This window comes from Rhizobium sp. AC27/96 (assembly GCF_001692325.1).
Lineage (GTDB): Bacteria > Pseudomonadota > Alphaproteobacteria > Rhizobiales > Rhizobiaceae > Rhizobium.
Map to the genome: position 1 here is coordinate 17,768 of NZ_LXKN01000033.1, position 25,286 is coordinate 43,053.

Here is a 25,286-nt window from a genome sequence, read left to right on the forward strand (position 1 = left end):
GGATGGTTTGTGCTATCGCAGCCGTTCACCCGCCATGGAAAGCGCCTTGGCTTTATTTCAGCGGATCGCTTGCGGCGTCGCCTAGACGACCGTTTCGCCGCCATCGACGACGAGGATCTGGCCCGTCATGTAGGAGGATCGGTCTGAGACGAGGAAGAGGATCGGCTCGGCAATTTCCGAAACGTCGGCCCATCGTCCGAGCGGCACTTTCTCGGCGATATAGCTTTCGATCGCGCCACGGCCACCCATCTGCGCGATGAACGGCGCATTGAACGGCGTGTCGACCCAGCCGGGGCAGAGCGCGTTCACGCGCACGCCGAACCGGGCGTAATCGCCGGCCATCTGGCGGGTCATGGCGATGACGGCATGTTTGCTCGTCGTATAGGCGATCATCTCGCGGTCATAGAGTACGCCCGATGAGGACGAGGTGTTGAGAATGACCCCTTTACCCGCTTTCTTCATGACCGGCATGACGAAGCGGGACGCCATGAAATGAGAGCGGACGTTCAGGTTCCAGGAGGTGTCGAAGCCTGCGACTGCAACGTCTTCGAGACTGCCCGCCACCTGCGATCCCGCGTGATTGTGCAGGATATCGATGCGGCCGTGACGGGCGGCAATCGCAGCAATTCCCGCCTCGAGCGCGGTGTCGTCGGTCACGTCGACGACGAAGACTTCTCCACGGCCGCCCGTAGCCGCAATCTGGCTGGCGGTCTCCTCGGCATTGTCCAAATCAATGTCGGCGACAACCACATGCGCGCCTTCGCGCGCCATGATGAGCGCGCCAGCGCGACCGATGCCGGAGCCAGCTCCGGTGACGATTGCGACCCGGTCCTTGAGTATCATGATGTTTCCCCGGTCAGTTTGTCGTTGTCTTTTCGCGCATCAGGAAGCGCGCGATGAAAATGAGGATGAGTGAGGCGATCAGCACCATTGTCGCGATCGCATTGATCTCCGGTGTCACGCCACGGCGGATGGAGGCGAACACATAGATCGGCAGCGTCGTGTTCGATCCGGCGACGAAGAAGGCGATGATGAAATCGTCGAAGGAAAAGGTGAAGGCGAGCAGGAAGCCGGCGAGGATCGACGGCATGATCTGTGGCAGGACGATCTGCCGGAACGTGGTCAGCGGCGTGGCATAGAGATCGCTGGATGCCTCAACGATGTCGCGTCCGAGGCCGGCAATGCGCGCCTTCACGATCATCGTCACCAGCGCCATGGTGAAGAGACCGTGTGCCGCGATGATCGAGCCATAGCCGAGCGCGAATTTTGGCGGCTGGTCGCCGGGCCACACCGCCGCGATCAGCGGATTGATGACGCCGAAGACTTCCACCAGCGCCACCAGCGTCGCGATGCCGATGACGACGCCCGGCACGACGATCGCGGCGGCAAAGAGCCCGTCGAAAATGGCGCGGGTGCGGGCGCCGAGCCGTTCCATGCCGATTGCCGCCATCGTGCCGAAGATCGCCGCCAGCGCCGCGCTGGTGAAGGCGATGATCAGGCTGTTGCGCAGGGCTTCCATCAGGAAGGTGTTGGAGAGCGCCCGTCCATACCATTGCGTCGAGAAGCCGGTGAACTCGCTCGCGTTGCGGCCCGCATTGAAGGAAAACAGCACGACGAGCGCGATCGGCGTATAGAGAAACAGATAGACGAAAGTAACGAGCGCGCGCATCAGACGAGATCCACCTGGCGGGTGCCCGCAACGCGCCAGGCGATGCGCATGGCGACAAGCAAGACGATGACGACGACGGCAACGAGGGTCACGGCGATCGCCGATCCGAACGGCCAGTTGCGCGACTGCAGGAAGAGATCGACCAGCGCATTGCCGATAAAGAACACCTTGCCGCCGCCGAGAAGCTGCGGAATGAGGTATTCGCCGAGCAGCAGGATTGTGACCAGGGCAACGCCGGTCATGACACCCGGCAATGATAGCGGCAGCGTAATGCCGAAGAAGGTCGAGATAGGCTTGGCGCCGAGATCGGCAGACGCTTCCAGCAGCCGGCGGTCGAGTTTTTCGAGGCTGACATAGATCGGCATGATCATCAGCGGCAAATAGCCATAGACAATGCCGAGCAGCACTGCGCCGGGTGTGTTGATGAGCCTGACGTTTTCGATGCCAACGAATTCGAGCAGGTGCGGAATGCCACGTGCGCCGAGCAGATACATCCAGGCGTATGTGCGCACAAGGAGACTGGTCCAGAAGGGAACGACGACAAGCGAAACCAGCAGCAGCCGGCGTTGCGGACTTGCCTTGACGGCGAGGTAATAGGCGACCGGATAGGCAACCAGCAAACAGGCAGCAGCACCGATCGGCGCCAGGATCAGTGTATTGACGAAGGCTGTCGCCCGAGCGCCGAGATTGGCGAATTGCTCAAAGGTAAATGCCGCCTGATATCCGCCTTCCGGGGCACGCTCGCCGAAGGCAAAGACGATGATGGCGATGAAGGGCAGCACCAGGAAGACGAACAGCCAGATACTTGCCGGGCCGACAAGGGCAGCAGTGACGAGGCGCCGTTTTGTGGCAGAGGTGAGGGGCATCGAGAGGTTCTTTATCCGCCGGTTCGGAAGGCGAGCCCGGTCCCTTGCCGCCGAGGCAGCAGGGACCGGAGTTGGGCGAAGGCGATCAGGCCGACTTGAAACGTGCCATCAGTTCGGCGCGGTTCGGATCGGTCAGCGTTGCCGCGGCACCAAATTCCAGCGGCGTCAGCGCGGCCTCGTCCGGATAGACGATCTTGTTTGAGGTGATCTCCTTCGGCAGCAGTGCGATGACACGGCTGTCGGTCGTCGGCGCACCGTTGGCGATGTGCTCCTTCACGGCATTCTTCGGATCCATGAGGTAGTTGAGCAGCGCGTAGCCGGCCGCCTTGTTCGGCGCATCCTTCGGGATCGCGTAATAGTCGGTCCAGATCTCGCCGCCATCCTTGCCGAGCACATAGGCAAGTTCGGGCATATCGCGGTTCAGTTGTGCGCCGTCATTGGTCCAGCACATGGTCAGCCAGGCATCCGTCGAGCGCATCGACGGCTGATAGTCGGAGTTGATCGCGAAGAGATGAGGCTTGACCTTGATGAGCAGCTCTTCGGCCTTGGCGAGTTCTTCCGGCTTGATCGAATTGAAGTCGTAGCCGAGGGAAACGAGCGCGCTGCCGATAGTGGTCAACTGATAGTCATGCACCATGGCGCGGCCATCGGCTTCGGTCTGGGCAATCTCGAAGAAGTCCTTCCAGCTTGAAAGCTTCGTCTTGAGCTTGTTGGTGTTCACGGAGAAGCCGGTCGTGCCCCAGTTCTTCGGCACGGCATAGGTCTTGCCGTCGATCTGCCCTTCCTTGGTAAAGCGCGGGCTTTCGGTCGCCTGGCTGAAGTTGGGGATCTTCGAAAGATCGAGTTCGTCGATGAGGCCAAGCTTGTGATGGGTCGAAATCGTGTAATTCGTCGGCACGAAGAGCGACCAGCCGGACGCGCCTGCCTGCAATTTCGCGAGCATTTCCTCGTTCGAGCCGAAGACGTTGACCTCAACGGCGACACCGGTTGCCGCCTTGAAATTCTCGAAAGTGGCGGGGTCGTGATAGTTCGGCCAGGTCGCGATCGACATCTGCGTGCCGAGCTCACCGGCGGCATAGGCCGGTGTCGAAAGCGCACCAGGGAAGCGCGAGAGCACCGCCGCCGCAAGGCCGAGGCCAGTGATGTTCAGGAAGTGGCGGCGGCTGACGGAGCCGCGTTTCAGGCGCATGAATTCATCCATGAAGCCTTCGGCGGAAATGGGGAGATTGTCCTTGTAATCCTTGCTCATGATGCTGTTCCCTTGTTTTGGCTTATGCATTCGATGCTGGAAAGACATGTATGGCTGTGGGGTCGAAGCCGAGGAAAACCTCCTCGCCCGGCGCCACGAGATCGCTGTCGCTCATGCTGCGGCGATCGGCCGTGATGAGGAAATCGCCAAGCCCCGGAACGGTGACGGCATATTCCGCCGACGAGCCGAGGAAGATGCGATGCGTAACCGTGCCCTTGAACGACGCGCCCGTTGTCGCCTGGGTGCGGGTGAGGTGAATCGCTTCCGGCCGAAGGGCGGCAATTGCCGCACCGGGAGAGAGGGGCTTGCCGGCGGCAATGGCCGAGCCGTCCGCGAGGCGAAGCGTCGCGCCGTCCGCTTCCATCGTCGCGGCAATCCGGTTGGTCTTGCCGACGAAATCGGCGACGAAGAGATCGGCCGGCCGATCGTAGACTTCCTGCGGCGTCCCAAGCTGGCGGATACGGCCGGCGCTCATGACGCAGACGATATCGGCCATCGAGAGCGCCTCTTCCTGGTCATGCGTGACGAGCACGAAGGTGATGCCGAGCTCGCGCTGGAGCGTCTGCAATTCGATCTGCATGGCCGAGCGCAGCTTCTTGTCGAGCGCGGCCAGCGGTTCGTCGAGCAGAAGAACAGAGGGGCGATTGACGATGGCGCGCGCCAGCGCCACGCGCTGCTGCTGCCCGCCTGACATCTCGTGAATCCGCCGTTTGGCAAAGCCGCCGAGCCGAACCATGTCCAGCGCCTCGGCAACGCGGCGGTCGATCTCCGCGGACCTGATTTTCGGGCGCATCTGCTTCAGCCCATAGGCGACGTTCTGCTCGACGTTGAAATGCGGAAACAGCGCGTAATGCTGAAACACCATGTTGACGGGACGGCGGAAGGCCGGAACGCCATTCATCTCGCGCCCGTCGATCAGCACCGTGCCTTCGCTCGGCTGCTCGAAGCCGCCGATCATGCGCAGGCATGTTGTCTTGCCGCAGCCTGATGGACCGAGCAGCGCCAGGAAGGCGCCCTTGGGCACATTGAGGTTGATGTCCGTCACGGCGGTCACGGCGCCATAGGCCTTGGTGACCGAACGGAATTCGATATCGTTCGTCGAAGCGGATGCCACGTCTGTTCCCTGCGGTTGGTCTGGAATTGGCAGTCTTTACTGCTCTAATGCCACCGTCGTTAAGGAAAGAGTAAGCCTGAGCTTCCTGCAAGGTATATACCCCGAAAGAGGTATTTCCGTGCAAAATGCTTCGTGGGAGGTGTATATGGAAACTGCGCTGTATTGCGCAGGGCGGCAGAGGGGATCCGTCAGATGAGCACCGACCTAGAGGGCCTTTTTGCTGCCTTCAGCGCCACGATCGGCAGACCGGCGATGGCGGATGCCGAGTTCGGAGAGACCTTTCGTCAGATGATGGCGGCGCTGGTGCGCTTCGACTATGTCGTCGTCTTCGCCTATCGCGGCAAGGAGCGGCCGATCGATCTTTACAGCACCTTCGACCCTGAAGAGCATATCGTCTTCGTGACGCTCTATCAGGCCGGCCCCTATCTGCTCGACCCCTTCTATCATACGGCGCGCGAGCGCCGTGAAGGCGTTCTCCGGATGCGGGAACTGGCGCCGGACCGCTTCTTTTCCAGCGAATATTACCGCACCTACTATGTCCAGACCGGTCTTGCCGAGGAGATCGGCTTCTTTGTGAATGCCGGTGAAGATGTCACGATCGTGCTGTCGCTGATGCGGCGCGAAACGACCGGTATTTTTCCGCCGGCCGAATTCATGACGCTCAGGAAAGTCGAGCCACTCGTGACCGACATGGTGAGGCATTATTGGTCCGGCCTTGCGCCGCGCTTCGATGCGCAATTGGCGGCCGGCGGCAGGAGCAGGCGCAAGCCGGGCCAGACCGGAAATATTCCGCCTGCGGATGCCGTCTGGCGAGACCTCAACCTGACGAGCCGCGAGACTGCTATCGTCGAGCTGGTATTGCAGGGGCATTCATCGGAATCGATCGGGCTCAAGCTCAATATCTCGACGGGTACGGTGAAGGTTCACCGGCGCAACGTCTACCGCAAGCTCGGCATTTCCTCGCAGACGCAGCTGCTATCGCTGTATCTGAAGAACCTCTCATAGGGTTGGTCAAAAGCATCCCTTCCTGCGGTGATGCCTCGACACGGTCGAGCGCCGCCACTGCATGCGGACCTTCAATCGCCTGAATGGCGAGATCGGTGCCGGTTGCCGAAATAATCTCGGGGTGTCGTAAGCTTGGCGTTTACGATAGCGGGATATAGGTGTCGAATTCAGACAGATGATCCGGCTTGCCAAGGCGGATTTGCAGAGGGATTGCCGCAAGAGTGCGTCTTATATTTCGCTACCTCAAGTTCGCGGTTTTTACGGTGGCTATCGTGTGGATCGTGGCTGCTGCCATCATCTGTTTGCGCGGCGTAACCATGCGCTATGACACGGCCGATATTGCCGTGGTCTTCGGCAATGCGCTTTACGGCGATGGAACCCCGAAGCCGATCTTGGCATCTCGACTGGATGTCGCCGTGAATTGCTATCAGACGGGATATTGCGCAAAACTTTTTGTCAGCGGCAGTATCGACGGCCCGGGCCTCGATGAAGCAGCCGCGATGCAGACCTATCTATTGGCACGCGGCATTCCGGCCGATCGCATCATCGTCGACAACAAGGGCGACAACACGCTGGCAACGGCTCGCAATGCGATCGACTACATGCGGGAGCATCAGATTTCCCGCGTCATGCTGGTAAGCCAGTACTATCATCTCGCAAGGGCGCAGCTGGCATTCGAGCGGGTGGGTGCCTCCGAGGTGTATGGGGCGTTTCCACATGCATTTCAGATTCGCGATCTCTATTCGAGCTGGAGAGAGGTGCCCGCATTTGCAATTTACAGCGTCAGGCTGGCGTTGAACCCGGATTCAAAGCCCATTTCCTTCAGGCCGATGCAATTCATTTTGAGCATCTTCGCCGCGCAATAGCGGCTCCCGATTCCATCTTGGTATTCACTCCGCATACAAGCGATGAGGGTCAATGCTGCTTTCGATTTCACGCAATAGTGAATCGACGCCACATTTCGCGTTTCGAAATAATGATGCCTTCTCTATATTTGGAGCATTTCCAGCAAAAGTGCGTAGCGGTTTTTCGTCCAGAAATGCGTAAAAACAAAGAGATAGAGCCCTTTCGCGATTCGAAGAAAAGCGAAATGGCTCTAGATGGAACCAGATGAAGTTTTCGGGGTTGGTAGCGACCCAGGGGGATTGCATGACACAAGTGAACCCGAAGGTACTCGTCGTCGAAGACGAACCTTTGCTACTGATGACGGCGATCGATATCGTCGAGGGTGCCGGTTTTGAAGCTGTTTCCGCTCGCAATGCGGACGAAGCCATCCGCCTCCTCGAGAGCACTCCGGACATACGGATATTGTTTACCGACATCCATATGCCGGGATCCATGGACGGCCTGAAACTGGCAGCCGCAGTGCGCGAGCGTTGGCCCCCGATCGAGATCATCGTCGCCTCCGGCATGACACGGCCCGAGGTGACGGAGATGCCGGAGCGCAGCGTTTTCTTTTCAAAGCCGTACGATCCCCGCAATGTCTCGGATGCGCTCCTCAAGTTCAGCGCATGACGGCATCGGTTGCCGTGTGAGCGAATAGTCGCCCTCACCTCCTTCACTCGGCTCATCGCTAGCCCAATGCATTTCCAACACGGCCGCTACGCTGGACAGGCTAAACTCAAGGCTGCCTTCTCAAACCATCACCTCCCGCTCGGAACAAAAGCTCGCTGCCAGAGTTCGAGATAGCAGTGGTATTGATGGAGAAAGACATGAATGAGGACGATATCAGGAAGGCTGCCTATGCCCGCTGGCAAGCGGAAGGTGAGCCGGAAGGCCAGCACGAACGCCATTGGCGCGAAGCCTAGGAAGAGTTGACGTCAGGCAGCGATGAGCACACCTCGGCACCCTCCAGGAATCATGCAGATGATTCAATATCCTCGCCTTCCGCAGAGGCTGGCGAGACGAGTTCAGAAGCCATTCCCGCGCGCGGGAATGGGCAAAGAGGCTTCAAGCCCGGTGAGCTTGCCTCAGAGAACAAATAGGGCTGGTGCAAATACCGAAAGGCGGCGTCTGCTTCTTGCGGTCACGCGCCGGAAGAGCCGGCGCAATTATGCTCCCATCAAGCGGACAGCTGACCACCGGAAAACATACAATCGAAGGAGCCTACCATGACAAAGCGTCAGCCGGTGTCGGCGACAGTACATGTTGCGAGTGCTTCAAAGACACCAAAAAGCAATAGAATTCGCTCCGACAAAGGCGACAAAACCGCCTATGAGCGCGGTGCAGATGCGGGCAGAAAGACGGACTCGCAACCGGCCAACCCCTATCCGGACGGCAGCGATGCCGCCAAGACATTCGAACATGGGCAGCTGGATGCTCAAAAGGTCAGGAGCAACGACAAGCCGCCTGGGAGGTAAGCCCGTCTTCATCGGATTGCCCGGCTGCGGAGATGATCTTCATGGCCGCACGTGCCCCGCGACCTCTGATGCAAGATTATTCAAACGCTGTTTGATAATTAATGCCTCGAAAGCGGCTGTCGTTACCCCAGGGCAGAATCGATTCCCAGGGCGGCGAGCGCCGGATTGGCGGCCATGGGCGTCTTGCTGATGGTCGCGCGCCAGGAGGCGCCTGACGTGCCGGGCTGCATGACGATGGCGATCGGCAGGGCGGCGGCGCCGAGCGCCGGCAGTTCGGCGGCATGTTCCGCCCGCATCAGGCGCGGATGGCTGTTGGAGTGCCGGTGCGTCATCGTGGGTAGCAGCGGCGTTGCGGCAGCGATGATTCCATCCAGCAATTCCAAGGGCAGGCCGCCGCCGATGACGATGGTATCGGGGTCGAGCATGGCTTCGACATTGCGGATGGCGATCTTCAAATATTGGCCGGCCTCCTGTTGCCAGGCGAGCAATCGAGCATCGCCGGCGCGAAAACAGGCGGCCAGCTCTTCGGCGGGCACCTCGTCCGGCGTGCGCGTCGGACCGCAAATGGTTTCAGCCGCAGAATAGAACGAGACATATTGCTCCAGGCAACCGCGGCTGCCGCAGGGGCAAAGCCGGCCGCCGGGCTTGACGATCATGTGGCCGATTTCCCCGGCGCCCCCGAAGGCACCGCGATAATGATGGCCGTCCATGACAAGGCCGCCACCGACGCCCAGATTGAAATGCAGATAGAAGAAGCTGCGGGCGACGCGGCCAATGCCGTAGAGGCGTTCGCCGATGGCTGCCACGGTCGCGTCGTTTTCGACGAAGGTTCGCACGCCGGTCAGTTCTTCAAGCTTTGCCGCCAGCGGAAATTTGGTCCATTCGTCGGCTTCCTGAACCTTGTCATACCAGAATGTGCCGTTCTCAACTGTCCCCGGAACGCTGCAGCCGATGCCCCAGATTTTCTGCCGCTGTATTCCCGACGTCTCGACAAGCCGGTTCACCAGGGTGCCGAGCGCCTGGGCGATCAAGGCGGGCTCGCGCTCGATCAGATCCTGCGCCTCGCTGGCGACCACCGTGCCGGTGAGGTCGACGAGTACGCCGGAAACCCGGCGATAGGCGAGAGACAGACCAATCGTATAGCCGCCCGCCGGATCAAGTGACAGCTCGACGGCGGGTTGCCCGCGCTGTCCCAAACGCTTGCCCTGCTGGCGAATCAAGCCGGCAACTTCCAGTTCCGACGCAATGTTGGAGATCGCCTGAACGGTAAGGCCAATGGTCTTTGCCAGTTCCGTGCGCGTGATTGGTCCACCACGACGCACGGCATCGAAGACCGCACGGCGATTGAGTGTTCGGGTCTGCGCCAGATTGGTGCCCGGCATTGCGCCGTCGTGATCTGCTGAAGTGGCCATACCTGTTCTCTCATCAAAGCTCCGGTTGCAAGATATTCAAAAACCGTTTAATTAAAAAGTGTTGTGTTATTAGTCGTGTGACGCCTCGTTGCGGGCAAACGTGCCGGCCTGCCTTGGTCGGCATGAAAGGGCTTTCGGTTGACCGGAATGGCGGCGCCGGGCGTTCCTGTCCGGCAAGCTCCGGTCATGTCGGCTGCAAACACGAAGAGCATGCATCAGCCGAATATTCGAAGAGGCGGAGCTCACCAAAGGCTCAATTTCTTTCGAATAATTAGTAACCATATAGTTATGTAGTGACTGAGCTTGACCTTTGCCTCGCTCCTGAGGCCGGCTCTTGTCGCTGTTGAAAAATTGCTGAGATGGGCACTCCCCACGTTCTTGAATAGAACGTTGCTGGAGGATGAGCCCTTACTATCTCATTTAATAAATATAAATAAAATCAACATTTTAATAAGATTGTTGAGCCGTTTCATGCCCTTAGGATAGATGGCGAGAAATCATGCGTCACCGGTTCTCAATTTCCTGACGCCGATGCTGTCGATTTTTAAGTTTGGCTGGACCTACGCCGCTTGACAGGAGAATTTTGCCGCTGTTAGCTATTCACCAAATGGTTATTTATAAAAATCTGAGGGGCTAAAACGTGCAGGCTATGATCGGTATAGAGGGTGTCTCGAAGTCCTTCTCCACGAAGGGCGCCGGTCTCGTCACCGCCTTGAACACGGTTGATCTCACAATCCAGGACAATGAGTTCTTCACCCTGCTCGGCCCCTCGGGCTGCGGAAAGACGACGCTGCTGCGTCTGATCGGCGGGTTTGAGGCGCCGACGACGGGCAAGATCCGCATCGGCGATATCGACGCAGCCTCGCTGCCGCCGCAGAAGCGGCCCGTCAATACGGTCTTCCAGAGCTATGCACTGTTCCCGCATATGACGATTGCCGAGAACGTAGCCTTCGGTCTGCAAATGCTCAAAGTGCCGAAGGCCGATATCGATCAGCGGGTGCGCGCTGCGTTGAGCATGGTGCGGCTCGACAATTATGCCTCTCGCAGCCCTCGTCAGCTCTCCGGCGGTCAGCAACAACGCGTCGCGCTCGCAAGGGCGCTTGCTCCGCGCCCGAAGGTGCTGCTGCTCGACGAGCCGCTGTCGGCGCTGGATCTGAAGCTCCGCAAGGAAATGCAATCGGAGTTAAAGCGCCTGCAGCGCGAGACCGGCATCACCTTCATTCTGGTCACGCATGATCAGGAGGAGGCGCTGGCAATGTCGGATCGCATCGCCGTCATGTCGGCAGGCAACATCCTCCAGGTGGGTGAGCCCAGGGAGATCTACGATAATCCGCAAAGCCATTTCGTGGCGGATTTCATCGGCGAGTCCAATGTTATTCCCGGCACTGTTCTCGGTCGCGACCCCGCGATCATGGTTGCGGTGCGTCCAGAGCGGGTTGCCGTTTCTCCCGCCATGAATTCGGGGCAGGGGCGGGCCAGAGGCACGATCGCGTCAGTCACCTTCCTTGGCCTCGATACGCTCTATGAGGTCACGCTCGACGGCGGCAGCAAGGTGCGCAGCCGCTGCCGCGATGCGGAACTTTCCCTGACCGCCGGGCAATCCGTCGTCGTCGATTGGCCGAGTGGCGTCGAACGCCACCTGCTGAATTGAGTGGAGGCGGTCTCGTGAACGAAAATCGCACTCTGGCTCTTATCGCCCCGGCCTTCCTGGTCATCGGCATCTTCATGGTGCTGCCGCTCTGCATCGCCGTCGTCTATTCCTTCATGACCGCCAACCCCTATGGCGGCGTGACCATGCCGCTGACCTTCGATGCCTATGTGCAGTTCCTGTTCCGGCGCGATTTCGACGACAGCCTGATGTTCTCGTGGAGCTACGTGATCATCATCCTGCGCTCCATCTATCTGGCGGCAGCAACGACGGTCATCTGTCTCGCACTTGGCTTGCCCGTTGCCTGGTATATCGTTTGCCAGGCGCCGGAGCGCCGTCGAATCCTGCTGTTCTTCGTCACGCTGCCGTTCTGGATCAACACGCTGATCCGCACCTATTGCTGGGTGTTGATCCTGCGCGACGAAGGGCTGGCGAACGGTCTTTTGAAGTCGTTGGGTGTGATCAACGGTCCGCTGCCACTGCTCTACAATGATGGCTCGATCCTGCTGGGCCTGGTCTATACGTTCCTGCCCTTCATGATCCTACCTGTCTATTCGACGCTGGAGCGCATCGACCCCCGGCTGATCGAAGTGGCCTATGATCTCTATGCCAATCGTTATGCCGTCTTCCGCCGCGTGATCTGGCCTCTGGCCAAGCCCGGCGCGCTGGTTGGCGCCAGCCTCGTGTTCGCTCCTGCCCTCGGTTCATTCCTGGCGCCGGACCTGCTTGGTGGCGGCAAGAAGCTTCTCATCGGCAGTCTCGTGCAGATGCAGTTCACCACCTCGCGCAACTGGCCCTTCGGTGCGGCGCTGTCGATCGTCGTGACGGTGGGCGTGTTGCTGATCTTCCTCGCCCGTGCCCGCAAGGTGCCTGAGGAGGGTCGCTCATGAAGACCGCGCGACCCTTCGATTGGCGTCATACGCCCGGCCTTTCGGCCTTCACGGCCGTCATCATGCTGTTCTTCTACGCGCCGCTGGCGATCCTGGTGATCTACTCCTTCAATGCCAACCAGTTGGTGACGGTTTGGAGCGGCTTCAGCTTCCATTGGTTCGTCGATGTTGCCGCCAACACCGATATCCGCCGCGCTGCCTTCAACAGCATTATTATTGCTATCGCTGCGACGGTCGCTTCGACCCTGATCGCGACGGCCGGAGCCCTGGCGCTAGAGCGCGGCAAGCTGCGCTTCGGACGGGCGACGGTGACGGCGATGATCGCGCTGCCGCTGATCGTGCCGGAGATCATTGTGGCGATCATGACGCTGATCTTCTTCTCGATGGTCGGCATGCATAACGGGCTGGTCAATCTCATCATCGCCCATACCGTCTTCTGCATCCCGTTTGCGCTGCTACCGGTGCAGGCCCGCCTGCGTGATATGGGTGGCGCGCTGGAAGAGGCGGCGCGCGATCTCTACGCCAGCGAGTGGCAGCTTTTTCGGCGCGTGACACTGCCGCTCTTGATGCCGGCGATTTCGGCCGGCGCCTTGATGGCCTTCGTCGTCTCGCTCGACGATTTCCTGATCAGCCTGATGGTGTCCGGAGCCGGGTCCACGACGCTGCCGGTCTATGTCTACGGTATGATGCGGCTTGGCGTGACGCCGGAGGTCAATGCCATCTCCACCATTCTGCTTGCGGTCTCGCTGGTCTTCGTCACGGCATCGCTTTTGCTCGGACGACGAAGCCAGAAGGCAGAACAATAATCTCCAGGCAAAAATAACAGAGAGGGAACCATGACCAAAATGAAGAAACTGCTCCTGAGTGCCAGCCTGCTTGCAGGCGTTGCCTGCGCCATGCCGCATGCGGCTTTTGCCGATGCCGGCGTGCTGCATATCTACAATTGGACCGACTATACCTCCGACGAGATGGTCAAGAAATTCGAGGCGGAAACCGGCATCAAGGTGACGATCGACACCTATGATTCCAACGAGACTGCCCTTGCCAAGATCAGCTCCGGCGCATCCGGCTATGACGTGATGATCATCAGCAACGACTTCGTGCCGATCTTCGCAAGCCAGGGCCTGTTACAGGATGTCGGCGTCGCCTCGATGCCGAACTTCAAGAACCTGGAGCCGAAATGGCAGAAGCGTCCGTGGGACGTCGATGCGAAATATTCGGTTCCGTGGGTGTGGGGAACGACGTCCTATTCGGTGGATACCGCGATCTACAAGGGCCCGACCGATAGCTTAAAGGCGCTGTTCGAACCATCCGCCGACCTCAAGGGCAAGATCGGCATGTTCGGCTCGCCAAGCGAAGTCATGTCGCTGGCATTGCTCTACCTCGGCAAGGACCAGTGCAACGTCAACCCGGCAGATCTGAAGCAGCTCGACGCATTGCTGCAGGCGCAGAAACCTTTCGTGAAGGTCTATAATTCCGACGGAACGACGGAGCGCCAGGTGTCCGGCGAAACCGTCATGCATGAGCAATGGTCGGGCAAGGCGCTGGCCGCACGCCAGCAGAAATCGACCATCAAATACGTCATTCCAAAGGAAGGCGTGATCGGCTGGATGGACAATGTTGCTGTTCCGAAGGGCGCTCCCGATCTGGAGAACGCCAAGAAGTTTCTGAACTTCCTGATGGACCCCGAGAACATTGCCCTGCAGCAGAAGTCGACCGGCTATCAGAGCGCGGTCGCCGGATCGAACAAATATCTGCCGCCAGAAGTTGGCAACTCGCCGGAGTTCAATCCGCCGTCCGATCTCAAGATCGTCTTCGCACCCTCCTGCCCGGAAAAGGCGACGCGCGCCTATGACCGGATCTGGACGGACCTGCGCCAATAATACCGACCATCAGACAGGCCGCGCGTGGCGGCCTGTCGACAACGACGAACCGCGTGGGATGGCCGTTCAGCCGGCCGCCACCGCAATAGAATAGGGAACAGAGTGCCATGAATCAGACCGTTCACCCCGCTACGGCGCAAGCCGGCGTTGCTGCACCGCCGCCGCCAACCTACCTGAAGGCTCTTTCGCCGCTGACCGCGGATGAAATCCGCATCGTTGCCGATGTGGTCAAGGCCGATCCGGAGCTGGGGCCGGCTGCGCTCTTCGAGAACATCGATCTTCGCGAGCCGACGCCGGCAGAATATCGCGCCCATCTGGAAGGCAAGACCTTGCCCCGCGAGGCACGCGTCAACGTCAACCATATCGACAAGCCGGGCGTCTGGCAGTTGATCATCTCGCTGGCCGACAAGTCGATCGTCGGCCGCAAGCATTTCCCGACGGCGCGCGCCGGCTTCATGGTCGAACAGATGCTGAGCGTCGAGGTCAACGTCAAGAACGATCCGCGCTTCATCGAAGCCTGCCGCAAGCGTGGCATCGAGGATATGACCGGCGTCATCGTCGACTCCTGGTCCGGCGGCAATTTCGGCCACAAGGATGAAGAGGGCCGACTGATCTCTCATACCTTCTCATGGCTGCGCGTTCACGAATTCGGAAATTATTATGCGCATCCGATCGAAGGTCTGAATGCCGTCATCGACGTCAAGACCGGGGAAGTTCTGCGTGTCGACGATCATCCGGATCATCCGCCGATCCCCATGGCGCGCTATGACTACGATCCCGAATTTCTGCCCGCTCCGTCGGCGCCGCTCAAGACACTCGATGTCGTGCAGCCAGAAGGCGTGAGCTTCACCATCGACGGCCATGCGATTTCCTGGGACAAGTGGACGCTGGCGATCGGCTTCACCCCTCGCGAAGGTCTGGTGCTGCACGATATCCGCTACGACGGACGTTCGGTCGTCCGCCGGGCCGCAATCGCCGAGCTCGTGGTGCCCTATGGTTCGCCGCTCTTCGGCCATGCCCGCCAGAATATTTTCGACGTTGGCGAATACGGCTTTGGCAAGCTCACCAATTCGCTCAAGCTCGGCTGCGATTGCCTGGGCACCATCCACTATCTCGATGCGCATGTGAACGGCATCAAGGGCGAAGCCGTTACCATCGAAAAGGCGGTCTGCATCCATGAAGAGGATACCGGTATCCTCTGGAAGCATTGGGACTTCCGCACTGGCCGCACCGTGCTGAAGCGCGGCCGCAAGCTGGTGATCTCCTCGATCTGCACGGTCGGCAATTACGAGTATGCGCAATACTGGTATCTGGACCTGGCGGGCGAGATCGAATTCGAAATGAAGGCGACCGGCATCGTCAACACCAATGCTTGCCATCCTGGCCAGCCGGACAAATACTCGGTCGAAATCCAGCCCGGTCTCGGCGCGCCGATCCACCAGCATGTCTTCTGCGCCCGTCTCGATATGGCTGTGGACGGTTCGGGCAATAGCGTCGTCGAGACCAACTCCTACATGGAGCCGACGAGCGCCACGAACCCCTTCGGCAATGCCTTCTATGCCGAGGATACCGTCCTGAAGACAGAGCTTGCGGCTGCCCGCAGGGCCGATCTTTCCACGCATCGCAGCTGGAAGGTCGTCAATCCCAACAAGCTCAATCATGTCGGCAAGCCCGTGGGCTACAAGCTGCATGCGCCCAACTGCGTCACGCCGATGATCCAGGATGACGGCGCTTCCGGCACGCGGTCAAACTTCATCCGCAATCACATCTGGGTCACGCCGTTCAATGAGAACGAGCGCTATCCGGCCGGCGAGTTCGTCGCCAATTCCGACGGGTCTGATGGTCTCGCCGAACTCGTCAAGCAGGATCGTTCGGTCGAGAACACCGACATCGTGCTCTGGCACTCCTTCGGCCTGCATCATGTCGTCCGCCCGGAGGACTTTCCGGTGCAGCCCTGCATATCCTGCGGCTTCTCGCTGGCGCCTGCCGGTTTCTTCGAGATGAATCCGTCGAACAACCTGCCGGATACGGTCAACAAGGCGAGCGTCCTTGCTGGCGACGGCTCGAAGGGATGCTGCTGCTGATCTCCTCAAATTAGGCAGCAGCTCACATGGCGGCTTCGCTGGCCGGGGCCGCCATGTGCTCTCCATCAACATTCCAGTCGGTACTTGCGATGAGTTCGACCATCATGCTTCGCGACACACAGATGCAGGCGATCCTTCTGGGGATTGCCTTTGTCAGTGCGCTTTGCTGGTGGCTTCTCGTTTCGACCATGCCGATGGCAGGCATCATGGTGTGCGGCGTCGAGGGGATCGGGTCGAGCATACCTGCCTGGAACACGGGCCGGGCATTCAGCCTGCTCTCGATGTGGATTGTCATGACACCGGCCATGATGCTGCCGGGGGCGGCACCCGCGATCATGCAGGCGTCCTGGGATCATCGCGGCCGCCTCGATGTCTATACCGCGGCCATGTCGGCCGCCGCTGGCTATCTCCTTATAATCCTGTTCGGAAGCATCATCGCCGCACTGGCACAATGGGCGATGGAATCCCACGGTGTCCTGATCGGCGGCGTGACCATGGGCAATCCGCAATGGATTGGCCTTCTTTTCATCGCTGCAGGCCTTAATCAGGTCCTGCCGTTCACGCGCTCGCCGAAGCCATTTTGCGTAACGGGGACTTGCGGCGGGGGTACAGGAGTAAAAGCGGGGCTGCGACACGGCAGAGCATGTTTTAGCAGCTGCGCCGGCATGATCTGCCTGCAATTTGCCGGTGGCGTGATGAATGTCGGCTGGATGGCGCTTTTGACCGCATGGATGCTGGCGGATGCGATCTTGCCCTGGAAAAGGCATGTCGCCGTCCTGGGAGGGGTAGCCTTGCTTGTGAACGGCGCTCTGTGCCTGGCAATGACGTCCTGAGCCAGATCACATTTGAGCGATCTGCCCATTTTCCATCTTCTGATTAGTCATGGGCCGGCCTAAAAACCACTTCGCATTTCCTTGAGATCATGCTCAAGTTGCCGCCGAATCCGGAGATCTCCATGCAAGATGATGAAACATTGGCGACCGATAGGGTCGAGCAGGAACCCTCGCGCGCCTTTGTGACCGTCGTGGCGGTTGCGACGGGTGCGCTTGTCGCCAATCTCTATTATGCCCAGCCGCTGGTTGCCTCCATCGGCGCCGAGCTTGGCATCAGCGATCGCCTGGCAGGTTCGATCACCAGCATCACCCAGATCGGCTATGGCGCCGGTCTGTTTCTGCTGGTCTCGCTTGCCGACATCGTCGAGAACAGGCGGCTGGTGCTGGTGACCCTTTCGCTCACCATCATTGCGCTGATCGGGGCGGCCGTCTCGACGGTTGCAGTTCCGTTTTTCATCGCCTCATTCGTCGTCGGGGTCTGTTCCACCGGCGCGCAGGTGCTGATCCCCTTCATCTCCCACATGGTGCCGCCCGAGCGGCGCGGCCGCACCGTCGGCAACATCATGGGCGGATTGTTGACCGGCATCATGCTGGCGCGTCCGGCTTCGCTGTTCATCGCCGCGAGCTTCGGCTGGCGCGCTGTCTTCTGGTGCTCGGCAGTCCTGATGGTGCTCATCCTCGTGGCACTGGTGCGAATGATGCCGAAACATGCAGTCAAGGGCAGTCTGCACTACGGCCAGATCCTCACTTCGATGGCGGGGCTTTGGCTGGCTATGCCGGCTCTGCGCTGGCGCGCAGCCTTCCAATTTCTGATGTTTGCCGCCTTCAACATGTTCTGGACGGCCGCACCGCTGATGCTTGCGGAGCAACTCGGCCTCAGCCAGCGCGCGATCGGATTTTTCGCGCTTGCCGGTGCGGGCGGCGCTCTTGCCGCACCTCTGGCCGGACGCCTTGCCGATCATGGTCACTCCACCATGGTCACCCTCGGTTCGATGCTGCTGGTCGGCGTCGGATTCCTGGCCACCGGTTGGGCGGCGGCAATCTCGACCGTGGTTGGCCTGGCGATCCTTGCATTCCTCATCGATGCCGGCGTGCAGGGCAATCAGGTGGTCAGCCAGCGCATCATCTTCTCCGCAGCCGGGCAGGAAAATCGCGGCCGCATCAATGCGCTATACATGACCGTAACCTTCATCGGCGGCGCACTCGGCTCGCTGCTTGGCACCGTCACCTATCATTGGGGTGGATGGACCACCTCGGCCTTGGCGGGCGGCGCGCTGGGCCTGCTGCTTCTCATCCTTTTCGGCCTGCAACAGGCGACCGCATCCCGCCAGCCGGCGTGATGCGGGATTGAATGCCGTGCCTATGCCTATGCCGATGGCGAGGCGCCGCGCGCCGGTGATGAAGCGCTCTGCCGTGCGGCCTTGATATCGTCGGCGATCTTCTCCGCCATCATGATCACGGGCGTGTTCGTGTTGGCGCGCGGGATGGTCGGCATCAGCGAGGCGTCGCAGATGCGCAAACCGGCGATGCCGTAGATCTCGCCGCTGCCACTCGTCACGGCAAGCGGGTCGCTCTCCGCGCCCATCTTGCAGGTTCCCGAAGCATGCCAGACGCCGCCGACGGCACTGCTGACGAATGCGGTCAACGCCTTGTCGTCGGCAAGCAGGTTCTCGATCTTCACGCCGAGCGTTACCACGGAATTGATGAGCCAGGGGCGCAGGGCATAGGAATGATCGAGCATGGCACCGAACAGGCCGCGCTGGATCTGGTTGAGCATGCCCGGACCGCCAAGCTTCGCGACCCGCGGCGAATAGCTGGTTGGAAATACCGGGCCGCGATGTCCGTCCATATGCTTGTCGAGCAATGTCTGTGCTCCGAGACGGAAGGCGGATTTCAACCGCTCGAGATCGCGTTCGTCCGACAGCATGCGGAAATCGACCAGCGGCTCTTCACGCGCATCGATGCTTTTCAGCTGCACATGTCCGCGCGAATAGGCTTTGTTGACCCAGATGAACAGCGTGCCCACCCGCTGGCCGACGCTGTGCCAGCCGGAACGCGCGATCATCGCCGCGTGCATGTCGCCTTCTGGTGTGCCTGGCAGGCCCGACGAAAACCGCAGGATGGCGTGATCATGATGTTCATCGAGATCCCGCAGTCGCGATTGCGGCGGCAGATATGTGGAGACGGCGGTCGATGGATGTTCCATCAGATTGCGGCCGATGCCGGCCTTGTCGAGGGCAACCGCGATGCCGAGCTTGTTCAACTGCTCGCCGGGACCAATGCCGCTGCGCATCAGCAATGCCGGTGTATGGATGGCGCCGCAGCTGACGATGGTCTCGTGGGCGAGCAGCGTTTCAGTCCTTGAGCGGTCCCGTGCATCGGAAATGACCGCTCCGGTAACGCGGCCTGCTTCGAGCACAAGCTTGTCGGCGAAGCGGTCGGTCAGGATGCGCAGATTGGGCCGTGCCCTGACCTCGGGCGAGAGATAGGCGACGGAGGTCGGCACACGCTCGCCCTTGTCGCTGACGGCGATCGCGCCGACATAGATGCCGTCCTTCCATTCGCCATTCTGGTCCGGCCGGCGTTGATGGCCGCGCGCGACCATGGTGTCGATGACGCTCTTGACGAAGGGCGACATCTTGGCCTGCTTGATGCGGCGGATCGGGATCGGGCCATCCTGTCCGTGATAGTCGTCGTTGAAATCGAAATCATGTTCCAGCTTGCGGAAATAGGGCAGGGCTGTTTCCCAGGACCATCCCTTCGCACCCTCGGCGCCCCATTCGTCATAATCGCCCGGTGCGCCGCGATTGGCGACCATGGCGTTGACGGCCGAGCCGCCGCCAAGCACGCGGCCCTGCTCGTAGCGGCGCGGGCTACGCCCGGTGGTCTCGCCTTTCGGCGCACCGATATAGGCCTTGAGATCAGCCCAGATATTGCCTTCGTCGATATAGGCGCGACCGGGATAACGGCTGCGGATATTGTCGGGAAGGCTGCCGGCCGCAATGTTGCGGCCGGCTTCGACGAGAACGACCTCAACGCCGGGATTTTCGGAAAGACGGGCGGCAAGAACGCAGCCTGCGCTGCCACCACCAAGAATGAGATAGTCGATCATGGAATACGTCCTGTTATTATCGGCAGAGTGGTCGTTGTGTGGTCATTGGTCGAAACGGGTCAGCGTTTGCCGCCGAAGCGCTCGGGGTAGCCCGGCAGGTCCTCGCAGCCGCAGAGTGCATAGTGCAGCGGCGGCATTTTCAGGTTCACATAGTGGTCGAGATTCTCGTTGGTGATGACAGGTTGCGGCAGCACCCATTTCGGGCCTGGAACCTGCTTGCCATCGAGGATTTTCACGGCCGCCTGTAGTGCGGTGCGCCACTGATAGGCGGGGTAGGTCGGGGCAACGCCCTTGAAGCCGGTATTCTTCCACTTCTGCAGATAGTCTTCCTGATCCTCGCCGGTGATGATCGGGTATGGCTGGCCGGCATCTTCGAAGGCTTCGGCGACGGCGACGGACATGGCGCCGAGATCGACCCATACCGCATCCAGTTGGCCCAAGCGGCTCAGATAGTCTGATACGACCGCCTTGGTCTTGGCATTGTCGCCGCCGGTGAATTCGCTGCCGACAGGTGTGATGCCCGCTTCCTTGAAGATGCGCATGGCGGCATCCGAGCGGGTTTCGAACAGGTCGATGCCGGGTGCGGTGCGCAGCATCAGCACTTTGCCGCCCTTCGGCAGGTTCTCGGCAATATAGCGCGCGCCGGCGATGCCCCAGGCATTGCCGCCGATGCTGCTGATCGAGGTGACCGGGCAGCTCGTATTAACGCTACGGTCGAAAACGATGACCGGCATGGTCTTGCAGGCTTCCTCGACGACGGGCGTCAGTGCGTTCGATGTTGTCGGCGAAACGATCAATGCATCGCACTGGCCGCCATTGATGAAGGCGCGGATATCGGAGATCTGCTTGTCGTCGCTATCCTTGGCATCGGCATATTGCAGCGAGGCGACGGAGCTTTTCTCGGCGTCGGCTTCGGCCTGCATGACCTTCCAGCCGACGACGCGCCACGGGTTGCTGACGCTGGCGTTCGAGAAGCACAGCTTGTGCGGACCGGCCTTCTTGTATTTCGAGGTATCGACCAGGCCGCCGCCAATATACTGCTCCCACGGCTTGTCCGCAGGGCCGGTCGGCGTCACCTTCAGCAGCGCCTGCTCGGCGGTGAAGGCGTCATCCGCCATGGCCGGTGGGGCGAAAAGTGCCACTGATGCCGAAAGCATGCAGAGGCTGACGGCTATGGATAGAGGCTTCGTTTTATTGAATGCTTTCATGTTACCCTCCCATTGTTGAACCGGTATTGCCCGGTAAGGCGTCCTCTCCCAAGGACCGCGATCGTCAACTCATCATCTGCCGCCGCGATGTGATCGCGGCTGCGACGATCAGAATGATGCCCTGCACCGCTACGCGCATCGGCTCGGGAAAGCCGATGAGGTTGAGCAATGTGAACAAAGCGTAGAGCGAAAGAGCGCCGCAAGCGGCGCCGAAAATGCTGCCGCGACCGCCGAGCAGCACGATACCGCCGATGACGGCAGCCGATGTTCCCTGCAATTCGAGGCCGGTGCCGACATCGACTGACACGCCCGAGAAGCCGCCCAGCAAAATGCCGGCAATGACGGCCGAAAGGGATGAGATCACGAAGGCCGCGAAGCGGATTCTGCGGACCGGCGCGCCGGCGAGTTCCGCGGCGCGTGGATTGTCGCCGATCATGGTCAGCAACTTGCCGTATTGGGTTGAATGCAGCAGGAAAGCGAGCAGGGCGACGACGACGATAAGGACGATGACGGCGACAGGCAGGCTGCCGATGACCGGCACGGGGCGGATGACCATACGGCCGAACATGCGCAGATTGTCAGGCAGATAACCCTGCGGTGCCCCACCCGACCACATCATCGCCGCGCCCTTCACCGACAGGAGCGCGCCGAGCGTTGCGATGATGGAGGGCACTTTCAGATAGGACACGACAAAGCCGTTGACCGAGCCGACAACAAGCCCGAGTACGACGGCAATTCCGATCGCTTCCGGCGTCAACGCCGCATCGCCGCCGGTGATCAGTGCGCAGGCAATCACGACGAGGGTGACGAGCGAACCCTGGGCGAGATCGAAGCCGCCGGAGATCAGCACGAAAGCCTGACCGCAAGTGAGAATGACCAGAGGGGCCGCGCGTTGCAGCAGGCTCATCATGCCGGCAGGCGTGCGATAGAGCGGGCTCAGGATCGCGATGCCCACAAGCAGAACGAGAAGCATGATCAGGGCGGGATTGACCCGCCTTATTGACGCCAGCATGGGAAACCGCCCCTGTGGAATGTTGAGCCTGGCCGCGAGGGACGACATCATGCGATGTGCCCCTTCTGCCTGACGCTGCGATAGGCGACGGCGAGCACGACGACGGCGCCGCGCAGCACCTGTCCGAGGAACGGGTCGATCTGCAGCATGTTGAAGACGGCGTCGATGGTGCAGAAAAGAAAGACGCCGGCAAGCGTGCCGCCGACGCCACCCTTGCCGCCGGCAAGCAATGTGCCACCGATGACGACGACGGCGATGGAATCGAGATCGTAGCCGCCATTGCGGCCGACCCAGGGTGTCGCCGTTCCGAGCCGGCTCGCCAGATAAAGACCGGCGACGGTGGCGCATGCCCCCGAGACGATATGAGCCGCGAGGACTACCCTGTCCGTGTGAATGCCGGCGAGACGAGCGCTGATCGGATTGCCGCCGACGCTGTAGATACGGGCGCCGGCGATGGTGCGGCGAAGAACGAAGGCGGCGACGATGCCGATGGCGGCCAACAGCAGCAGCGCATAGGGGACTTCGGCGATCGAGTCATAGGCAAGCGTCCGGTAGCCGGCAGGTGCTGTCGCCTGCATCGTTCCGTAGCTTGTCGTCAGGATACCCTGCAAAATAAGGCCGGTTCCGAGTGTCGCGATCAGCGGATTGACCTTCAGAAGTGTCACGAGCAAGCCGTTCACGCCCCCGACGACAATGCCGAGGAGGATTGCCGCAAGGATGCCGAGCCAGATCAACGTGGGATCGCCCTGCATGACGAAGGTTGAGATGATTGCCCCGAGGCTGATCAGATGCGCCACCGAGAGGTCGATCGAACCGGCGAGGATGACGAAGGTCTGGCCGACCGCCACGACACCGAGCGCGACCATGCGCTGCAGCAGCCCCATGACCCCGTCCCAGCTCAATTGCGCGATCTGACCGGTCATGAACGCGACGATCGCATAGGCAAGGGCCGAGCCGGCGACGAGAACGAGCGGGAGCGCCGAGTTCCGCATTCTGCTTCTTCCGGCCCGGCTGCTTTCGATTGGCATATCGGTCATGTTGTCGCCCCCGGCGCGCCTGATAGTGGCCGATGTGACAGGACCGCATGTTTCATGATGTCTTCCTCACTGGCGCCGGCCGGGCATTCCGCGGCGATCCGCCCTTCGCTCATCACCAGGATGCGGTCGCTGAGGCCGATGACCTCGGCGAGATCGGAGCTGACAACCAGCACGCTGCCGCCCGCATCGGCAAAGGATCGCAGGATCGAATAGATGCTGGATTTTGCGCCGACATCGACGCCGCGCGTGGGTTCGCACAGCACCCAGAGGCGAGGATTGACGGCAAGCCATCGGGCGACGACCACCTTCTGCTGATTGCCACCCGACAAAGCGCCCACGGGCATCGTGTGGTTTGCCGCCCGGACATCGAGCTGGCGCAGCAGCGCATCGAGCGCCGGCGCTGAACAGCCGCCGCGCGAAACGAGCGACAGCGAAGGCGACAAGGCGCGCCGGGTCAAGGCTGCGTTTTCGCGCAACGACTGGCGAAGACCGAGACCTTCGCTTTTCCGATCGTCGGGAACGTAGGCAATCTTTCGTCGAACACCCTCGCGTGGACTGGATGCCGCGCCTTTGCCATCCCAGAGACGGATATTGCCGGCCTTGAAGGGCTCATCGCCGGTGATGGCACGCGCAAGTGCCGTCTTGCCGGATCCCTCTAACCCGGCGACGCCAGTGATTTCGCCCGCTCGTAAGGTCAGCGCGATATCGTGAAGATGGCGGTTTCCTCCACCGGCGATGGAGAGAACCGCTTCGCCAGACGCGACGCGAGACCGCGGCGGGAAAAGAGCGCCGATCTCGCGACCGACCATGAGCCGGACGATGGCGTCGGAATTGGTATCGCTTCTCTCGAGGTCGCCGACGAGCCGTCCATCCTTGATGACGCAGATGCGGTCGGCAAGCGCGAAGACCTCGCCCATCCTGTGCGAGATATAGAGGATGGCGGCGCCGTCCCGCCGCAACTCCTCGATCAGGCGGAAAAGCTTCGCGGCCTCGGCATTGTCGAGAGCCGCCGTCGGCTCGTCGAAAACCAGAATGCGGGCGTCGAGCGTCAGTGCCTTGGCGATCTCCACCACCTGTTGGTCGGCAATGGGTAACGTGCCGGCCAAGGTGTCGGGATCGATGGTGGACTGCAGGCGGGCCAGCACGCGCAAGGCCGCCGCACGCATACGCTTGTGGTCGACAATGCCGAACCGCGTCGGCTCGCGTCCGAGGAATATGTTCTGCGCAACCGTACGGTGGGGCAGGAGGCTGAGCTCCTGGTGGATGATGGCAACGCCTTCGCGCTGGCTGTCGAGCGGGTGCCTGAAATGAACGAGATTTTCGTCGATGCGGACCTCGCCCGCATCTGGCCGATAGAAACCGGCCAGAACTTTCATGAGAGTGGATTTGCCTGCACCATTCTCGCCACAAATGGCCAGCACTTCGCCGGCCCGGCATGTCAACGAAATCTCGTCCAGCACGGTAACCGCGCCGAAATGCTTTGAAATATCACGCATATCGAGGCGTAGCGGAAGGTTCGTGCCTTCATTGGCACTTATACCGGCGGCCGTCTCCATCCCATGCTTCCTCCAGGCACCCGATCAGCCTTGCAGTCTCTCCCAAAACCGCAAACACAAAATTCGAAAATATTGTAACCGATCGGTTACTAGAATGCATAAGCCCCAAGAAGCTGTCAAGTAGTCGCGAGGAGCGTGTATCCATCGGCCAGATCGCGTCGCATGGACCTAGTGGTTATGCAGCCTGACGTTTTTTCGCAACTGCTCAGCAATCAGAGATGATGGACCTGTTCCCTTCCGGTTGAAGTCCGTTGACAGGTGCGCTTTGCCATGTCAGTTATGTAACTATATGGTTATTTACGGGAGGAATGGCTTATGGCGACAAGGCCAATCGGGATCATCATGCAC

General features: G+C 60.5%; 23 protein-coding genes. 12 read left to right on the forward strand and 11 right to left on the reverse strand.

The window, feature by feature from the left end; all coding sequences use genetic code 11:
- Positions 1-81: 81 nt before the first annotated feature.
- From A6U86_RS23950 to A6U86_RS23970, 5 genes are all read right to left on the reverse strand, one after another.
- On the reverse strand, positions 82-843 hold the full coding sequence (locus tag A6U86_RS23950; RefSeq protein ID WP_068396182.1) for an SDR family NAD(P)-dependent oxidoreductase: 762 nt from the start codon (positions 841-843) through the stop codon (positions 82-84).
- 13 nt (positions 844-856) lie between these two features.
- The gene (locus tag A6U86_RS23955) at positions 857-1,669 is read right to left on the reverse strand and encodes an ABC transporter permease (protein ID WP_068396184.1); all 813 of its coding nucleotides are present in this window, start codon (positions 1,667-1,669) and stop codon (positions 857-859) included.
- Positions 1,669-2,535 carry an ABC transporter permease gene (locus tag A6U86_RS23960; RefSeq protein WP_068396186.1) on the reverse strand — a complete coding sequence of 289 codons (867 nt, stop codon included), beginning with the start codon at positions 2,533-2,535 and terminating at the stop codon, positions 1,669-1,671. The genes A6U86_RS23955 and A6U86_RS23960 overlap by 1 nt, the downstream gene beginning before the upstream one ends.
- An 85-nt stretch (positions 2,536-2,620) precedes the next feature.
- Positions 2,621-3,784 carry a PotD/PotF family extracellular solute-binding protein gene (locus A6U86_RS23965; RefSeq protein WP_068396187.1) on the reverse strand — a complete coding sequence of 388 codons (1,164 nt, stop codon included), beginning with the start codon at positions 3,782-3,784 and terminating at the stop codon, positions 2,621-2,623.
- Positions 3,785-3,806: 22 nt separating this feature from the next.
- The gene (locus A6U86_RS23970) at positions 3,807-4,898 is read right to left on the reverse strand and encodes an ABC transporter ATP-binding protein (protein ID WP_068396188.1); all 1,092 of its coding nucleotides are present in this window, start codon (positions 4,896-4,898) and stop codon (positions 3,807-3,809) included.
- A 192-nt stretch (positions 4,899-5,090) separates the two neighbouring features.
- Here A6U86_RS23970 and A6U86_RS23975 point away from each other — a divergent pair, with 192 nt between their 5' ends.
- From A6U86_RS23975 to A6U86_RS23995, 5 genes are all read left to right on the forward strand, one after another.
- The gene (locus tag A6U86_RS23975; RefSeq protein WP_068396189.1) at positions 5,091-5,903 is read left to right on the forward strand and encodes a helix-turn-helix transcriptional regulator; all 813 of its coding nucleotides are present in this window, start codon (positions 5,091-5,093) and stop codon (positions 5,901-5,903) included.
- Positions 5,904-6,124: 221 nt separating this feature from the next.
- Positions 6,125-6,769 carry a YdcF family protein gene (locus tag A6U86_RS23980; RefSeq protein ID WP_198929087.1) on the forward strand — a complete coding sequence of 215 codons (645 nt, stop codon included), beginning with the start codon at positions 6,125-6,127 and terminating at the stop codon, positions 6,767-6,769.
- A gap of 283 nt (positions 6,770-7,052) precedes the next feature.
- Positions 7,053-7,418: a response regulator gene (locus A6U86_RS23985; protein WP_068396191.1), complete on the forward strand. Its 366-nt coding sequence runs from the start codon at positions 7,053-7,055 to the stop codon at positions 7,416-7,418.
- A gap of 197 nt (positions 7,419-7,615) precedes the next feature.
- Entirely contained in the window at positions 7,616-7,711 is a 96-nt protein-coding gene (locus A6U86_RS34875) for a DUF2934 domain-containing protein (protein ID WP_083196973.1), read from the forward strand.
- Between the two features lie 303 nt (positions 7,712-8,014).
- The gene (locus A6U86_RS23995; protein ID WP_068396194.1) at positions 8,015-8,263 is read left to right on the forward strand and encodes a hypothetical protein; all 249 of its coding nucleotides are present in this window, start codon (positions 8,015-8,017) and stop codon (positions 8,261-8,263) included.
- A 122-nt stretch (positions 8,264-8,385) separates the two neighbouring features.
- Here the strand turns inward: A6U86_RS23995 and A6U86_RS24000 are convergent, their stop codons facing one another.
- Positions 8,386-9,675, reverse strand: coding sequence for an ROK family transcriptional regulator (locus A6U86_RS24000; RefSeq protein WP_068396196.1), 1,290 nt, complete (start codon positions 9,673-9,675; stop codon positions 8,386-8,388).
- Positions 9,676-10,324: 649 nt separating this feature from the next.
- Here A6U86_RS24000 and A6U86_RS24005 point away from each other — a divergent pair.
- The 7 genes from A6U86_RS24005 (at position 10,325) to A6U86_RS24035 (ending at position 18,353) form a co-directional block, all read left to right on the forward strand.
- Positions 10,325-11,326, forward strand: a complete 1,002-nt coding sequence (locus tag A6U86_RS24005; RefSeq protein ID WP_068396199.1) for an ABC transporter ATP-binding protein — start codon at positions 10,325-10,327, stop codon at positions 11,324-11,326.
- Between the two features lie 14 nt (positions 11,327-11,340).
- Positions 11,341-12,213: an ABC transporter permease gene (locus tag A6U86_RS24010; RefSeq protein WP_068396202.1), complete on the forward strand. Its 873-nt coding sequence runs from the start codon at positions 11,341-11,343 to the stop codon at positions 12,211-12,213.
- Positions 12,210-13,019, forward strand: coding sequence for an ABC transporter permease (locus A6U86_RS24015; RefSeq protein WP_068396205.1), 810 nt, complete (start codon positions 12,210-12,212; stop codon positions 13,017-13,019). The genes A6U86_RS24010 and A6U86_RS24015 overlap by 4 nt, the downstream gene beginning before the upstream one ends.
- 39 nt (positions 13,020-13,058) lie before the next feature.
- Positions 13,059-14,096 (forward strand): extracellular solute-binding protein, encoded by a 1,038-nt coding sequence (locus A6U86_RS24020; RefSeq protein ID WP_068396226.1) that lies wholly within the window; start codon positions 13,059-13,061, stop codon positions 14,094-14,096.
- A gap of 107 nt (positions 14,097-14,203) precedes the next feature.
- Entirely contained in the window at positions 14,204-16,180 is a 1,977-nt protein-coding gene (locus tag A6U86_RS24025) for a primary-amine oxidase (protein ID WP_068396208.1), read from the forward strand.
- Between the two features lie 26 nt (positions 16,181-16,206).
- A complete protein-coding gene (locus tag A6U86_RS24030; RefSeq protein ID WP_083196971.1) occupies positions 16,207-17,013 on the forward strand; it encodes a DUF2182 domain-containing protein in 807 nt (268 codons plus the stop codon).
- Between the two features lie 122 nt (positions 17,014-17,135).
- Positions 17,136-18,353, forward strand: coding sequence for an MFS transporter (locus A6U86_RS24035; RefSeq protein ID WP_068396228.1), 1,218 nt, complete (start codon positions 17,136-17,138; stop codon positions 18,351-18,353).
- Between the two features lie 26 nt (positions 18,354-18,379).
- On the opposite strand, the gene A6U86_RS24040 is transcribed toward A6U86_RS24035, so the two are convergent.
- From A6U86_RS24040 to A6U86_RS24060, 5 genes are all read right to left on the reverse strand, one after another.
- On the reverse strand, positions 18,380-20,125 hold the full coding sequence (locus tag A6U86_RS24040; RefSeq protein ID WP_068396213.1) for a GMC family oxidoreductase: 1,746 nt from the start codon (positions 20,123-20,125) through the stop codon (positions 18,380-18,382).
- A 59-nt stretch (positions 20,126-20,184) separates the two neighbouring features.
- The gene (locus tag A6U86_RS24045) at positions 20,185-21,333 is read right to left on the reverse strand and encodes a substrate-binding domain-containing protein (RefSeq protein ID WP_244510076.1); all 1,149 of its coding nucleotides are present in this window, start codon (positions 21,331-21,333) and stop codon (positions 20,185-20,187) included.
- A gap of 64 nt (positions 21,334-21,397) precedes the next feature.
- Positions 21,398-22,396 carry an ABC transporter permease gene (locus A6U86_RS24050; protein ID WP_244510078.1) on the reverse strand — a complete coding sequence of 333 codons (999 nt, stop codon included), beginning with the start codon at positions 22,394-22,396 and terminating at the stop codon, positions 21,398-21,400.
- Positions 22,393-23,337, reverse strand: coding sequence for an ABC transporter permease (locus A6U86_RS24055; protein ID WP_068396233.1), 945 nt, complete (start codon positions 23,335-23,337; stop codon positions 22,393-22,395). Before A6U86_RS24055 ends, A6U86_RS24050 begins: the two co-directional genes overlap by 4 nt.
- Before the next feature lie 41 nt (positions 23,338-23,378).
- A complete protein-coding gene (locus A6U86_RS24060) occupies positions 23,379-24,938 on the reverse strand; it encodes a sugar ABC transporter ATP-binding protein (RefSeq protein WP_068396218.1) in 1,560 nt (519 codons plus the stop codon).
- Positions 24,939-25,286: the final 348 nt, after the last annotated feature.

Bases quoted from the DNA above. Each gene is read 5' to 3' on its own strand.
- A6U86_RS24015 (WP_068396205.1), top strand. From the start codon at position 12,210: ATGAAGACCGCGCGACCCTTCGATTGGCGTCATACGCCCGGCCTTTCG.
- A6U86_RS24045 (WP_244510076.1), bottom strand. From the start codon at position 21,333: ATGAAAGCATTCAATAAAACGAAGCCTCTATCCATAGCCGTCAGCCTC.
- A6U86_RS24040 (WP_068396213.1), bottom strand. From the start codon at position 20,125: ATGATCGACTATCTCATTCTTGGTGGTGGCAGCGCAGGCTGCGTTCTT.
- A6U86_RS24005 (WP_068396199.1), top strand. From the start codon at position 10,325: ATGATCGGTATAGAGGGTGTCTCGAAGTCCTTCTCCACGAAGGGCGCC.
- A6U86_RS24025 (WP_068396208.1), top strand. From the start codon at position 14,204: ATGAATCAGACCGTTCACCCCGCTACGGCGCAAGCCGGCGTTGCTGCA.
- A6U86_RS24030 (WP_083196971.1), top strand. From the start codon at position 16,207: ATGGCGGCTTCGCTGGCCGGGGCCGCCATGTGCTCTCCATCAACATTC.
- A6U86_RS24055 (WP_068396233.1), bottom strand. From the start codon at position 23,337: ATGCGGAACTCGGCGCTCCCGCTCGTTCTCGTCGCCGGCTCGGCCCTT.
- A6U86_RS24020 (WP_068396226.1), top strand. From the start codon at position 13,059: ATGAAGAAACTGCTCCTGAGTGCCAGCCTGCTTGCAGGCGTTGCCTGC.
- A6U86_RS23960 (WP_068396186.1), bottom strand. From the start codon at position 2,535: ATGCCCCTCACCTCTGCCACAAAACGGCGCCTCGTCACTGCTGCCCTT.
- A6U86_RS23965 (WP_068396187.1), bottom strand. From the start codon at position 3,784: ATGAGCAAGGATTACAAGGACAATCTCCCCATTTCCGCCGAAGGCTTC.
- A6U86_RS24000 (WP_068396196.1), bottom strand. From the start codon at position 9,675: ATGGCCACTTCAGCAGATCACGACGGCGCAATGCCGGGCACCAATCTG.
- A6U86_RS23995 (WP_068396194.1), top strand. From the start codon at position 8,015: ATGACAAAGCGTCAGCCGGTGTCGGCGACAGTACATGTTGCGAGTGCT.
- A6U86_RS34875 (WP_083196973.1), top strand. From the start codon at position 7,616: ATGAATGAGGACGATATCAGGAAGGCTGCCTATGCCCGCTGGCAAGCG.
- A6U86_RS24050 (WP_244510078.1), bottom strand. From the start codon at position 22,396: ATGATGTCGTCCCTCGCGGCCAGGCTCAACATTCCACAGGGGCGGTTT.
- A6U86_RS24035 (WP_068396228.1), top strand. From the start codon at position 17,136: ATGCAAGATGATGAAACATTGGCGACCGATAGGGTCGAGCAGGAACCC.
- A6U86_RS23975 (WP_068396189.1), top strand. From the start codon at position 5,091: ATGAGCACCGACCTAGAGGGCCTTTTTGCTGCCTTCAGCGCCACGATC.
- A6U86_RS23985 (WP_068396191.1), top strand. From the start codon at position 7,053: ATGACACAAGTGAACCCGAAGGTACTCGTCGTCGAAGACGAACCTTTG.
- A6U86_RS23955 (WP_068396184.1), bottom strand. From the start codon at position 1,669: ATGCGCGCGCTCGTTACTTTCGTCTATCTGTTTCTCTATACGCCGATC.
- A6U86_RS23950 (WP_068396182.1), bottom strand. From the start codon at position 843: ATGATACTCAAGGACCGGGTCGCAATCGTCACCGGAGCTGGCTCCGGC.
- A6U86_RS24060 (WP_068396218.1), bottom strand. From the start codon at position 24,938: ATGGAGACGGCCGCCGGTATAAGTGCCAATGAAGGCACGAACCTTCCG.